Genomic DNA, 13,099 nt, shown 5'->3' with positions numbered 1-13,099 from the left:
CCTGGCCTCTTCACTCAGCCGCAATCGCCTTCTTCGCGGCGTGCTTGTTGCGCACGACCACCTTGATGGCATCTTCCACCCGGTCTTTGGCGTAACGGATCGCCTCGGGCAGATCCTCCATGTCGAAGGTGTGGGTGTGGATCAGCGTGGCGTCGAAACGCTTTTCACGCATGAAGGCCTCGGCCCGGTGCGTGGCGCTCTTGCCCTCGCCGCGGATGCCGAAAAGGTAGATGTTGTTGCGCACGAGATGGGCCACATCGACCGGAACCGCCTCGCCGGGGAAGGCCGCAAGGCAGATCTTGCCGCCCCGGTTGAGCATCTGCGCCGCTTCGTTCACCGCATTGGGCGCGCCCGAGCATTCGACGACATAATCGACACCCTTGCCGCCGGTCAGCTTGCGCACGGCCTCGACCGCGTCTTCGTTGCGCACGTTGACCACATGGTCGGCGCCCAGCTGCTTGCCGATTTCCAGGCGGTTGTCGCGGGTGCCGGTCAGGATCACCGGATAGGCGCCCAGCGCCTTGGCCACCGCCGCACCCAGCAGCCCGATCGGGCCGGGGCCGGAAACCACGACGCTTTCGCCTGCAACCAGGCCGCCGAGTTCGGTCAGCCCATACATCGAGGTGCCGGCGGTGACGACCAGCGTCGCCTCCTCGTCGCTCATGGAATCATCGACATGGATCAGCGTGTTGATGTTGTTCACCGCATATTCGGCAAAACCGCCATCGGTGGTGAAGCCGTTGGCGCGATGGCCCTTGTCCACGTCGCCGTAGTTCTTGCCGTAGTTGTGGCACGAGGTGTACATGCCCATGCGGCAGCGCTTGCACTGGCCACAGCCGGCGTGAATCTCGACGGTGACGCGGTCGCCGATGTTGTATTCGTCAACACCCGGCCCCAACGCGACGACGGTGCCCATGTATTCATGGCCCGGCGTGAAGTTCTTGTTGTGGGGGTCGCCGCCTTCGATCATCGCGGGCGGGCCGTGATAGATGATTTCCAGGTCGGTCGCGCAGATCGCCACGGCATCGATACGCACCAGCACCTCGGCCCTGCTCGGCGCCGGCACCGGCTTTTCGGACATCGAAAGCTTGCCGGGGTCGCCCAGCACCCAGGCCTTCATCTTCTCGGGCACCGGGAAATCCGGGTTTGTCTTCACATTGCTTGGCATCGCCATTGGTGTCCTCCTCCTGGGTTTCGGTGCCGCCTGGGGCGGCGTTACTTGAAATGCGCCACGCGCAGCCGATCCGAGATCGTGCGCGCGCATTTCACCACTGACCGCGCGATATGGGCGCGGTACTGTTTGCTTGCCCTGCTTTTGGGGATCGACACGCTGACCGAGCCGATCACCGCGCCTGTGCCGTCGCGCAGCGCGGCGCCGTAGCAGATGACATTCTTTTCCAGTTCTTCCTCGTCGACCGCGTAGCCGGTGCGCCGCACCAGACGCAGATCCTCGATCAGCCCCGAAAGCGAGGTGATCGTGCTGTCGGTGAAAGGCGTCAGGCCGTTTTCCGAGACGATGCGCAACATCTCCGATTCGGGCAGCCAGGCCAGGATCGCCTTGCCCGTTGCCGTGGCATGGGCGGCGCGCATCTTCTTGACCTCGTCAGCCTCCACATGGGTGGGCATGTGCGAGCCAAAGCGAAGCTGCGTGATCAGGTTGGTGCCATTGATCGTGGCCATCTGCACGCTTTCGCGCAGGTTTTCGTTCAGCTCCTGCAGATCGGTCTGCACGATGTTGACGATGTCGAAATTGTGGCTGGCAGCCTCGGCCAGATCGGCCAGCTTGAAGCTGAGCATGTAGCCCCGGCTGCGCCCGGCATGCAGCACATAGCCGCGTTCGACCAGCGTCGAAACAAGATGATGGCAGGTCGAGACATTCAGCCCCGCCGCCGCCGCAAGGTCGTTCAGCCCCATCGGCGCGTTGCGCCCGGCCAGTATCTCCATGATCGTGAGCGCACGGTCGACCGACTGGATACGCCGAACCGCAGGAGCCTTCGCAACAGTTTCCATCGCGATCTCCTCCTCGGGCAGGCCGGCATTCCGGCTCGCAGCCTGGCGGGTCTGTTCTGCTGGTTGCCGCACGATTCCATTCCTTAGCTCTTGCGGGCAACGATGTGCGATGGCCGAAATACTGTCAATTCAAATTCATAATGCTGTAATCCTTTTTCATATTGTGAAATATTAACCCGTTGACGCCCAGCGTGCGGCGCCTATCCTTCCCGTCAGCCTCGGGGAAACCCGTTCTCAAACCGCAGGAGCCGCTAGTGCCGGTAGATTACCTTCTTTATGTCAGCCAGGCGCGCGCCGGGCTGACCGATGCCGATCTCGAAGAGATTCTTGCCGCCAGCCGCCGGAACAACGAGAAGCGCATCTCTGGAATCCTGCTCTATGCACCCCGGCGCGACGGGTCGGCAGGCAGCTTCATGCAGCTTCTGGAGGGCAATGCCGAAGATCTGGAGGAGCTGCGCCAACGCATCTTCGACGACCCCCGCCACCACACCAAGGTCGTGATCGAAAAGGGCACCAAGGAAGAGCGCGACTTTCCCGACTGGTCGATGGCCTTCAAGAACGCCCCGGCCGAAAGCCTTGCGAAATACCCCGTGTTCAAGGACCTGGGCGAGGCGCATTTCCTCGATCGCTGCCAGCGCGACACGATCAGCGGCGGCTGCGAGTTCCTGCTGGATTTCTGGAAGGACGCCTGAACATCGGCCGAGTGGACGCGGCGAAACCGGCGGGCGGCCTGCTTTCGCCCTTGACCCGCTGCGCGGCACACCTTCACCATTGACCCGCTGCGCGGCTCGGGGCATCACCTTGGCCCATGTTGATCTACAAGATTTTCCGCCGGGCCGAATGGGAGGCCTTTGACACCGCGGGCAGAACCCTTGGTGCGCCAGTCGATCTGGCGGATGGCTATATCCATCTCTCCACCGCCGAACAGGTCATGGAAACTGCGGCAAAGCATTTCGCGGCCGAAAGCAACCTGGTGCTTGTCGCGGTTGACAGCGACGCCCTGGGCGAGGCCCTGCGCTGGGAGCCCTCGCGTGGCGGGCAGCTTTTCCCGCATCTCTATCGCCCGCTGATTCGCGCCGATGTGGTCTGGGACAAATCGCTGCCGCTGGGCGCTTCGGGCCATATCTTTCCCGAGGGGGTGCTATGAGCCTCGTTGAACGCGCCGGGCTGGCGCTGCTGCACCGCTGCGATCCCGAGCGGGCGCATGGGCTTGCCTTGCAGGCGCTGCGGCTGGGGCTGGCCCCGCGCCAGGCACCCGTGATCTCGGACCGGCTGCGCACGCGGGTGGCGGGGCTCGATCTGCCCAACCCCACCGGGCTTGCAGCCGGGTTCGACAAGGACGCCGTGGCGCTGGACGGGCTGGCACGCGCGGGGTTCGGCTTTGTCGAGGTGGGCGCGGTGACGCCGCTGCCGCAGCCGGGCAACCCCCGGCCCCGGCTTTTCCGGCTGAACGAAGACAGGGGCGTCATCAACCGCTTCGGCTTCAACAATGCGGGCGCAGAGGCCGCCGCCGCCCGGCTGGCCCGGCGGCCCCGCGGCCAGATCATCGGCATCAATCTGGGCGCCAACAAGACCAGCGAGGACCGCGCCGCCGATTTCGCCCGCGTTCTTGAACGCTGCGGCCCGCATGTGGATTTCGCGACCGTCAATGTTTCCTCGCCGAACACCGAGAAACTGCGTGACCTGCAGGGGCGCGCGGCGCTCACGGGGCTGCTGGCCGGGGTGCTGGAGGTGCGGGCCGGGCTGCCCGCACCGGTGCCCGTGTTCCTCAAGATCGCGCCCGACCTCTCCCCCGACGAACTGGCCGAGATTGCCGAAGTCGCCCTTGAGACAGGCATCGACGGAATCATCGCCACCAACACCACCCTTGCGCGCGACGGGCTGAAAAGCCGCCACGCCCATGAGGCCGGCGGGCTTTCGGGCGCGCCGCTCTATGAGATGTCGACCCGCGTTCTGGCGCAACTGTCGAAACTGCTGGACGGGCGGATGCCGCTGATCGGCGTCGGCGGCATCACATCGCCCGAACAGGCCTATGAGAAGATCCGCGCCGGCGCATCGGCGGTGCAAGTCTATTCAGCACTGGTGTTTCAGGGGCTGTCGCTGGTCGGGCAGATCAACCGCGGGCTGGACGCGGCACTGGCGCGCGCCGGTTTCGCCACGGTGGCCGAGGCCGTGGGCACAGGCCGCGACGCCTGGCTTTGAACGGCACGCCGCACCTGCAAGGTCGGTAATGCCCGGAATCTTTCGCAGGTTTTCTCAGACGACGGCTCCATGGGTTGAGGTTTGCTCCGCATGGCGCGGGCCATGTTCCTGTATTTGGGGGTCAACCAAGGGCTGCCAGCCATGTGGCGCGACGGGCTCAAGCACCCGCATCACCCGCCTTCTTGCAGGAAGCCGGGATCGTTAATTGCGTCTTGGAACGGGCTCTCAGAAACGCTCAAGCAGCCGGCGCAGGTAATCCAGCTCGATCTCGGGGCGCGTCTGGTCGCCCGACCGGCGACGGATTTCATCGAGAATTTCACGCGCGCGATCCTGCAATTCGCCATCCTGCAACATGCTGTCGTCGGTGCCGATACGGCCCAGCCGCCCGGCCTCGCGCCCCAGCGGGTCGCGATTCTGCTCGCCCATGTCACCCGCCTGGGCCGAACCTTCCGAACCTGGCTGACCCTGTTCCTGCGCGATCGCCTCGCCCATGTTGCGCAATCCCTCGCGCAGCGCCTCTATCGCTTCCGACTGCCGGTCGAGCGCAGCGGCACCGTCACCTTCGCGCAACGCATCCTCGGCCCGTTCCATCGCGCGGCCGGCCTCATCGAGCGCCTCGCGCGCGGCATCACCGGAATCTGTGCCCTCACCGGGCAGGGGCTGATCTTCAAGCCCGCGCAACTGCTCGCGCAGGGCCTGCTGGCGCTCGGTCAGGCTGCCCGTGCCAGGGGTGGCGCTGCCTTCGCCCGCGCCGTCGCCCTCGCCCTGCTCGCCGCCGGGCTGCTCGCCCATCGGGGGTTGCCCCGGCGCCATGTCACCAAAACGCTCCTGCAAGTCGCGGAATGTGTCATCCGACAGTTCCTGCTGGTCGCGCAGCGTGTCGCCCAGCCCCTCCAACGATTGCTGGCCGGGGCCGCCGCCCGCACCGCCCTCGCCTTGCGTGACCTGCATGTTCTCCATCATGGCGTTGAGCTGCTCAAGCAACTCCATCGCCTCGGCCATGCGGCCTTCTTCCATGAGTTCCTGAATACGATCCATCAGGGCCTGAAGCTGATCGCCGGTGATTTCCATGCGCTCACCCTCGGCAAAGTCCTGCTCCTCTCCGCCGCCCTGCTCGGCCAACTGGCGCATGTAATCACGCATGGCCTCGCGCAACTCGTCCATCAACTCGGCAATCTCGCTCGGGTCGGCGCCATTGCGCATCGCTTCGGCCAGCCGCTCCTGCGCGCGCCGCAACCGTTCCAGCGCATCGGCCAGATCGCCCTCCTCGACAAGCAGCGCGATCTCCCAAAGGGCCCCGGCGACCTCGTCACGCGCGGCCTCCGACAGGCCGCCTTGCATCTCGGCCTCCAGCTGGCGCAGCGCCACACGCAACTGCAGATAGGCGCGCTCGTTGCGAAACCCCTCGTCGGGGCGGTGGCTGACCGCACGCAACACCTGCGCCACGCGTGGCGCAGACTCGCGGTTCCACATCAGATCGCGCCGCATCTCGACGATCGCCGCCGCCATCGGATCAAAGAAACGGCGCCCCGGCAGCACCGCCTCGCGCGGGGCGCTCTGCCCGGCCTGATCGCGCGCATCCTTGACCGTAAGCTGGATGGTGACCGGCATGTTGGCCCAGGGGTGCTGCGAGAAATCCTCGATCAATACCTCGGCAAAATCGTCGCGCGCGCCCGCCACCGGCATGGGCAGGTCCACCTCGATGGGCGCTCGCGCCTCGGGTTCGGGCGCCAGCCCGTAGCGGCGCTCCACCGCAGCCAGATCAAGCCGGATCTCGGCACTGCCCGACACCACGCCATAATCGTCGCTGGCCTCGAAGCGCTGGTTCATCACGCCGCGCGCCTCGCGCGTCATCTCGCCGGCCAGCCGCACCGTGGGCGGGGCATCCGACAGCACGCTCAACTCCCAGCTGCGCCCCCCCGGCCCCTGAATGGCGATCCGGCCCGCGCGGGTGATCTCAAGCTCGTGAGAGGGCGCCGCCGGATCTTCGACAAGATCGTCGTCACCAGTGACCGACTCGGCCAGCGTCAGCACCCCCGACTGGCCATACAGGCGAACCGTCGCGCGGCTTCCGGCAGGCACCTCGAGCGCGGGGCGATCCACTTCGTTCAGGTAAAGGCTGGGCCGCCCGGTATAGGCCGGCGGCTGGATCCAGGCCTCCCAGGAGATGCCCGCCGCCTGAGCATCGAATCGCATCGGCGCCGGCGTCATGGACTGCATGTCGCCCAGCCGCTCGGCCGAGCCGAAAGCCATCGCCAGCACGAAGGCCAGCAGCGCCACATAACGCAGCGCAAACGGGTCGCGCCGCGCCAGCCGCAAATCGGGCGCGACAGGCCGCGCGGCACTCGCGCGGGCGGCCATCCGCTGCAGATGCACCCGCCAGACATCGACGGATTCCATATCACCCGCGCCGATCGCCTGCTGATCGGCCAGCGCCGCCAGCGGCTGCCCCGGCAGCGTCTGATCGAGCCGCCGCATCGCCTCGGCCCGGCGCGGCCAGCGAAAACGCCAAAGCCCCGCCAGCAAAAACCCGAACACTGCCAGCACCCAAAGGACCGTGCCACTCCAGATCAACTCCAGCGGCGCCGTGTCGAGCAAGCCGAAGGCCAGGACTGCCACCAGCAGAAAGACCAGCGACCAGACCGGCCAGAACGCCCGCGTAAAGCGCTCGGCAAAAAGGCCCGCCCAGGTCAACCTGAGCGGCCATTTCAACTGGGCGTGCGCAGCCTGGATGTTTTCGTCGGTCTCGCTCATGCTCCCGTTCCGGGCCATCGGGCGCGGAATGCGCCTAAACCCACGGTGGGATGGTATCGCGCGCAAGGATTTCGTCAAAGGTCGGGCGTGCCCGGATTACGGCGAAGTGATCGCCCTTGACCAGAACCTCGGGCACCAGCGGCCGCGTGTTGTATTCCGAGGCCATCACCGCCCCGTAAGCCCCGGCCGAGCGGAAGGCGACCAGATCGCCCTCGGCCAGCGGCGCCAGCGGACGGCCACGAGCGAATGTGTCGCCGGTTTCGCACACCGGGCCGACCACGTCGAAAACATCCCGCACGGCCCCCGGCGCAGGCTCGGCGATCGGCACGATATCATGCCACGCATTGTACATCGCCGGACGGACCAGATCGTTCATCGCCGCATCGAGGATGAGAAACTTCCGTCCCTCGCCCTCCTTCACATAAATGACCGACGCCACCAGCACCCCGGCATTGCCCGAAATCAGCCGCCCCGGCTCGATCTCGATCTCGCAGCCCAGATCGCCCAGCACGCGCTTGATCATCGTGCCATATTCGGTGGGCAGGGGCGGCACCTCGTTGGAGGCCGCATAGGGTATCCCCAGCCCGCCGCCCAGATCGAGCCGTTCGATCGTGTGGCCGTCGGCACGCAGCGCGCGCGTCAGTTCGGCGACCTTGGAAAACGCGGCCTCGAACGGCGCCAGCTCGGTCAGCTGGCTGCCAATATGAACATCCACGCCGACAACGCGCAGCCCCGGCAGGCGCGCGGCCTCGGCATAGATCTCGCGCGCGCGCTCGATCGGCACGCCGAACTTGTCCTCGCGCCGGCCGGTGGCGATCTTTTCATGGGTGCGCGCATCAACATCGGGATTCACGCGCAGCGTCATCGGCGCCACCACCCCCATCGCCTGCGCCACCTGCGACAGCGCCTGCATCTCGGGCACGCTTTCCACGTTGAACTGCCGGATGCCGCCCTCCAACGCCAGGCACATTTCCTCGCGCGTCTTGCCAACCCCGGAAAAAACGATCCGCTCGCCCGGCACCCCGGCTGCACGGGCGCGCCTGTATTCCCCGCCCGAAACCACATCCATGCCCGCGCCCAGCGCCGCCAATGTCTTCAGGATCGCAAGATTGCTGTTCGATTTCACCGAGTAGCAGACCAGATGCGGCAGCGGCGAAAGCGCCTCCTCGAACAACCGGAAATGCCGCTCGAGCGTGGCGGTCGAATAGCAATAGAACGGCGTGCCGACCTGCGCCGCGATCTCGGTCAGCGGCACATCCTCGGCATGAAGCGCGCCACCACGATAAATGAAATGATCCATCCGTCCCCACTCTGGCCAGGGCCCGCACCAAACCTGGCGCCCGCGCCCATCTTCTTGGCAAAAATATCCCCGCCGGAGGCTCCCGCAGGTGCAACCGGCACCTCACTGCAACACCGGCGCACCACCGCCGCCCTTTCTCACCGCACCGCGCGGCTGCGCAAGAACAGATAAAGCGGCAAACCGCAGGAAACCCCGATCCCGAAAGTCGCCGGTATCGCCAGCAGCGCGATCCAGTTCTTGCGCACCAGGGTTTCGGCAATGACCCAGACTGTCAGCGCAACCGCCGCCACGGTCAGATCCCAGACCAGCCCGGTGGTGGCCGCGTTGACGTGCCAGGCTTCCAGCATCCCCGCCAGCGAGAATCCGTTTTCGCGAAACCAGGTCACGAACCAGTACATCGGATGCACCGCACCCCAGATCGCCAGCGCCAGATAAAGCATGCGCAAGGGCGACATTGCTAAATCCTCCCGCCCACGCCAAGCCGCAGGTCGCCGCCGACGGTGACGCCCGGACGCTCCTCGGGCGCCAGGGCCTGTGGCGGGCCATCCACGCCACAGGCCGCCAGCAGCGCCGCCACCGCCAGAACGAGCCAGGCGCGGCTCATCCCAGCCGCTCCTTCCAGCGCGCGATCTGGGCGCGCACCTGCGCTGGCGCGGTTCCGCCATAGCTGGTGCGGCTCGACACCGAATTATGCACCCCAAGCACGTCGAACACCTCCTGCGTGATGCCCGGATGCACGGCCTGCATCTCGGCAAGCGTCAACTCGGGCAGATCCACCTTGCGCTCTTCGGCGCGTTTGACAAGCGCTCCGGTCACATGGTGCGCCTCGCGGAAAGGTAGGCCCAGCGCGCGCACAAGCCAGTCGGCCAGGTCCGTGGCGGTGGAAAACCCCGCGCTGGCCGCCGCCTCGAGCGCATCACGATTGGCGCTCAGGTCGCTGATCATGCCTTCCATCGCCGCCAGCCCCAGCATCAGCGTGTCGGCGGCGTCAAAGACCTGTTCCTTGTCTTCCTGCATGTCCTTTGAATAGGCCAGCGGCAGCCCCTTCATCACCGTGAACAGCGCCACCATCGCGCCCAGGATGCGGCCGATCTTGGCGCGCAGCAATTCGGCGGCGTCGGGGTTCTTCTTTTGCGGCATGATCGACGAACCGGTCGAGAACCGGTCCGACATGGTGACAAAACGAAACTGCGCCGAAGACCAGATCACCAGTTCCTCGGACAGCCGGCTCAGATGCACTGCCGTGATCGAGGCCGCGGCCAGGAACTCCAGCGCGAAATCGCGGTCGCTGACGGCATCGAGCGAATTGGCGCAAGGCGCGTCGAAGCCCAGCGCGCGGGCGGTCATCTCGCGGTCGATCGGAAAGGACGTGCCCGCCAGCGCCGCAGCCCCCAGGGGCGATTCGTTCAACCGCGCCCGCGCATCGCGAAACCGGCCCACATCGCGGCCGAACATCTCGACATAGGCCATCATGTGATGGCCCCAGGTCACCGGCTGCGCGGTCTGCAGATGGGTGAAGCCCGGCATCACCCAGTCGGCCCCGGCCTCGGCCTGCGCCAGCAGCGCGCGCTGCAAGGCCTCAAGCCCGGCAATCGCCGCGTCGGCCTGATCGCGCACCCAAAGCCGGAAATCCGTGGCCACCTGGTCATTGCGTGACCGCGCCGTGTGCAGCCGGCCCGCGGGCTCGCCCACGACCTCCTTGAGGCGGGCCTCGACATTCATGTGAATGTCCTCGAGCGCCGTCGAGAAAGTGAAGTTCCCGGCATCGAGTTCTGACAACACCGTGACAAGCCCTTCACGGATCGCGCGCGAGTCGCTATCCGATATGATGCCCGTTGCCGCCAGCATCTCGGCATGGGCAAGTGAGCCCTGAATGTCCTGGGCGTAAAGCCGTTTGTCGAACCCGATCGAGGCATTGATCGCCTCCATGATCGCGTCCGGCCCCTCGGCAAATCGCCCGCCCCACATCGTGTTGGAGGTCGTCCCGGTCATGTCTTCACCTTTCGCCGCAGCCCGTCGCCGCCTGTGCCTCGCTGTCCTATACTTGGCCCTCGCGGTTACTGCAAACACGGCCGCTGCCGGTGATTTCAGCGCCGTCGAGGCGCTGCGCGAAGGCGACATGCGCAAGCTTGCCTTCCATTCCGCGCCGCGCGAAGTGCCCGACGTGGTCGTGACCGATGCGAATGACGGCGAGCACCGCCTGAGCGACTGGCACGGCCAATGGGTGCTGCTGAATTTCTGGGCTACCTGGTGCGCGCCGTGTCGCCACGAGATGCCCTCGCTCGACCGGCTGGAACAGGCGCTTGGCAGCGAGCGCTTCGCCGTGGTGCCCGTGGCCACGGGCCGCAACCCTGTCCCCGCGATCGAACGTTTCTTCGCCGAGACCGATCTGCAGCACCTGCCGATCCTGCGCGACCCGACACAGGCGCTTTCAAGGGGCATGGCCGTGCTGGGGCTGCCGGTGACCGTGATCATCGCCCCCGATGGCCAGGAGATCGCGCGCCTGACCGGCGACGCGGAATGGGACAGCGACTCGGCCATCGCGATCCTGACGGCGCTGATCGACGGCGGCTGAGCGCGCAATCCACGCATTGACCGGCTGTTAACAGCTGCGGCGCTATCACGGAAAGTGACCACGCCGCAGGAGGGTGAAATGCCGGCCAGCACCATCAGCGACACGATGCGGCATGCCCTGTCGGCGGGGCTTGACCCTGCCGCATTGTCGGGTGCCGAAAGCCCGCTGGACGCCGCCATTTCGGCGCGGGATCGCGAGGTTCTCGCTCTGGTGCGTCACGCGGTGCAAAAGGGGCGTGTGCTGCTGGCCTTTCAGCCGGTGGTGCGCGCCGAACGCCCCCATGAGGTGGTGTTTCACGAGGGGCTTTTGCGGGTGCTTGATCCGCACGGCCGGATCATCCCCGCGCGCGACTTCATGGGCGCCGTCGAACAGCACGAACTGGGTCGCATCCTGGACTGTCTGGCCCTGCGCGAAGGGCTGCGGCTGCTGAAACAACATCCGCAGCTGCGGCTTTCGATCAACATGTCGGCGCGCTCCGTCGGCTATGCGCGCTGGGTCGACACCCTGCGCCGCGGGCTTCTGGCCGACCAGGGCCTGGGCGAAAGGCTCGTGCTCGAGATTTCCGAACCTTCCGCAATGCAGATGCCCGAGCTTCTGGCCGGCTTCATGCGCAAGCTGCAACCCCGTGGGGTCAGCTTCGTGATCGATGATTTCGGGGCCGGGGCGGTCTCACTACGGCTTCTGCGCGATTTCTATTTCGATATTGCCAAGGTGGACGGGCAGTTCATCCGCGGCATCAGCAGTGATGCGGACAACCAGGTGCTGACCGGCGCCCTGCTGGCCGTGGCGCGTCAGTTCGAGATGCTCGCCATCGCCGAATCGGTCGAGAACGCAGCCGACGCCGGCCGCCTGGCGCAGATGGGCTTTGCCTGCCTTCAGGGGTATCATTTCGGTGCGCCGGTCACACACCCCCCGGCCATGGCATTCCAGTCGGCGACCGGCGCGCTCAAGTGGTGAATGCTGCACTGCAGCCCTGCCAAGTGTTTCGTTGAAAAACGGTCCAAAACCACTTAGACCAGTCAGGAGCGGAGGCAGCGATTTCTGCGCTGCCGCATACGCAACTGGCAAGGTGGAGGATCTGGCATGACAAATGTGGTTATCGTTTCGGCAGCCCGCACGGCCGTCGGCAGCTTCAATGGCAGTTTTGCCAACACGCCGGCGCATGATCTTGGCGCGGCGGTGCTCGAGGCGGTGGTCGCCCGCGCCGGGATCGACAAGGGCGAGGTATCGGAAACCATCCTGGGCCAGGTGCTCACCGCTGGGCAGGGCATGAACCCAGCGCGCCAGGCGCATGTCAACGCCGGTCTGCCTGTCGAATCGGCGGCCTGGGGCATCAACCAGGTCTGCGGCTCGGGCCTGCGGGCCGTGGCGCTGGGCGCGCAGCACATCCAGCTGGGCGATGCCGCGGTCGTCGCTGCCGGCGGGCAGGAAAACATGAGCCTCAGCAACCACGTCGCGCATCTGCGCGCCGGTCACAAGATGGGCGATGTGAAGTTCATCGACAGCATGATCCGCGACGGTCTGTGGGACGCCTTCAATGGCTATCACATGGGCCAGACCGCCGAGAACGTCGCCGAGAAATGGCAGATCAGCCGCGAACAGCAGGACGCGTTCGCCCTGGACAGCCAGAACAAGGCCGAGGCCGCGCAAAAGGCCGGCAAGTTCGCTGACGAGATCGCGCCTTTCACCGTCAAGACCCGCAAGGGCGAAACGGTGGTGGACCAGGATGAATACATCCGCCACGGCGCCACGATCGAAACGATGCAAAAGCTGCGCCCTGCCTTCACCAAGGATGGAACCGTCACTGCGGCCAACGCCAGCGGCATCAATGACGGCGCCGCCGCCGTGCTTCTGATGAGCGCCGAAGAGGCCGAGAAACGCGGCCTCACCCCGCTGGCACGGATCGCCTCCTACGCCACGGCGGGCCTGGACCCTGCGATCATGGGGGTCGGACCAGTGAACGCCAGCCGCAAGGCACTGGAAAAGGCGGGCTGGAAGGTTGGCGATCTTGACCTTGTCGAGGCCAACGAAGCCTTCGCCGCGCAGGCTTGTGCGGTGAACAAGGACATGGGCTGGAACCCCGAGATCGTGAACGTCAATGGTGGCGCCATCGCCATCGGCCACCCGATCGGCGCAAGCGGCTGCCGGGTACTCAACACGCTGCTGTTCGAGATGCAGCGCCGCGGCGCCAAGAAGGGCCTCGCCACGCTGTGCATCGGGGGCGGCATGGGCGTCGCCATGTGCCTGGAGCGGTAAAG

13 protein-coding genes are annotated in these 13,099 nt (G+C 66.0%); 6 read left to right on the top strand and 7 right to left on the bottom strand.

All coding sequences use genetic code 11. The features are described 5' to 3' along the window. Nucleotides 1-10: 10 nt before the first annotated feature. A complete protein-coding gene (locus DQ229_RS07910) occupies nt 11-1,174 on the bottom strand; it encodes a zinc-dependent alcohol dehydrogenase (protein ID WP_114965733.1) in 1,164 nt (387 codons plus the stop codon). Nucleotides 1,175-1,215: 41 nt separating this feature from the next. Then, nucleotides 1,216-2,082: an IclR family transcriptional regulator gene (locus tag DQ229_RS07905; RefSeq protein ID WP_162300799.1), complete on the bottom strand. Its 867-nt coding sequence runs from the start codon at nt 2,080-2,082 to the stop codon at nt 1,216-1,218. Nucleotides 2,083-2,264: 182 nt separating this feature from the next. Between DQ229_RS07905 and DQ229_RS07900 the strand changes: the two genes are divergently transcribed. From DQ229_RS07900 to DQ229_RS07890, 3 genes are all read left to right on the top strand, one after another. Continuing rightward, the gene (locus tag DQ229_RS07900; protein ID WP_162300798.1) at nt 2,265-2,702 is read left to right on the top strand and encodes a BLUF domain-containing protein; all 438 of its coding nucleotides are present in this window, start codon (nt 2,265-2,267) and stop codon (nt 2,700-2,702) included. A 116-nt stretch (nt 2,703-2,818) separates the two neighbouring features. Then, nucleotides 2,819-3,157, top strand: a complete 339-nt coding sequence (locus DQ229_RS07895; RefSeq protein WP_114965730.1) for a DUF952 domain-containing protein — start codon at nt 2,819-2,821, stop codon at nt 3,155-3,157. Continuing rightward, entirely contained in the window at nt 3,154-4,212 is a 1,059-nt protein-coding gene (locus tag DQ229_RS07890; RefSeq protein ID WP_114965729.1) for a quinone-dependent dihydroorotate dehydrogenase, read from the top strand. The genes DQ229_RS07895 and DQ229_RS07890 overlap by 4 nt, the downstream gene beginning before the upstream one ends. Before the next feature lie 225 nt (nt 4,213-4,437). Here DQ229_RS07890 and DQ229_RS07885 read toward each other — a convergent pair whose 3' ends face one another. From DQ229_RS07885 to argH, 5 genes are all read right to left on the bottom strand, one after another. Next, nucleotides 4,438-6,984 (bottom strand): TIGR02302 family protein, encoded by a 2,547-nt coding sequence (locus tag DQ229_RS07885; RefSeq protein ID WP_420796859.1) that lies wholly within the window; start codon nt 6,982-6,984, stop codon nt 4,438-4,440. A 16-nt stretch (nt 6,985-7,000) separates the two neighbouring features. Further along, the gene (gene lysA, locus DQ229_RS07880) at nt 7,001-8,266 is read right to left on the bottom strand and encodes a diaminopimelate decarboxylase (protein ID WP_114965727.1); all 1,266 of its coding nucleotides are present in this window, start codon (nt 8,264-8,266) and stop codon (nt 7,001-7,003) included. Between the two features lie 137 nt (nt 8,267-8,403). Next, on the bottom strand, nt 8,404-8,721 hold the full coding sequence (locus DQ229_RS07875) for a DUF2834 domain-containing protein (protein WP_114965726.1): 318 nt from the start codon (nt 8,719-8,721) through the stop codon (nt 8,404-8,406). Nucleotides 8,722-8,723: 2 nt separating this feature from the next. Next, a complete protein-coding gene (locus DQ229_RS07870) occupies nt 8,724-8,870 on the bottom strand; it encodes an argininosuccinate lyase (RefSeq protein WP_114965725.1) in 147 nt (48 codons plus the stop codon). Beyond that, a complete protein-coding gene (gene argH, locus DQ229_RS07865; protein WP_114965724.1) occupies nt 8,867-10,258 on the bottom strand; it encodes an argininosuccinate lyase in 1,392 nt (463 codons plus the stop codon). The genes DQ229_RS07870 and argH overlap by 4 nt, the downstream gene beginning before the upstream one ends. Here argH and DQ229_RS07860 point away from each other — a divergent pair. The 3 genes from DQ229_RS07860 to DQ229_RS07850 all read left to right on the top strand — a co-directional run bounded on the left by DQ229_RS07860 (nt 10,257) and on the right by DQ229_RS07850 (nt 13,097). Beyond that, a complete protein-coding gene (locus tag DQ229_RS07860; protein WP_420796858.1) occupies nt 10,257-10,841 on the top strand; it encodes a TlpA disulfide reductase family protein in 585 nt (194 codons plus the stop codon). The two genes, argH and DQ229_RS07860, sit on opposite strands and share 2 nt — an antisense overlap. A 78-nt stretch (nt 10,842-10,919) precedes the next feature. Further along, on the top strand, nt 10,920-11,798 hold the full coding sequence (locus tag DQ229_RS07855; protein ID WP_338014156.1) for an EAL domain-containing protein: 879 nt from the start codon (nt 10,920-10,922) through the stop codon (nt 11,796-11,798). Nucleotides 11,799-11,924: 126 nt separating this feature from the next. After that, nucleotides 11,925-13,097 carry an acetyl-CoA C-acetyltransferase gene (locus DQ229_RS07850; protein WP_114965722.1) on the top strand — a complete coding sequence of 391 codons (1,173 nt, stop codon included), beginning with the start codon at nt 11,925-11,927 and terminating at the stop codon, nt 13,095-13,097. Nucleotides 13,098-13,099 lie beyond the last annotated feature (2 nt).

Origin of the sequence: Alkalilacustris brevis, from assembly GCF_003350345.1 — a bacterium.
In the GTDB taxonomy this organism is placed as follows: domain Bacteria; phylum Pseudomonadota; class Alphaproteobacteria; order Rhodobacterales; family Rhodobacteraceae; genus Alkalilacustris; species Alkalilacustris brevis.
Note: the sequence above shows the minus strand (reverse complement) of the source record. Positions and strands in the feature narration are given on the sequence as shown.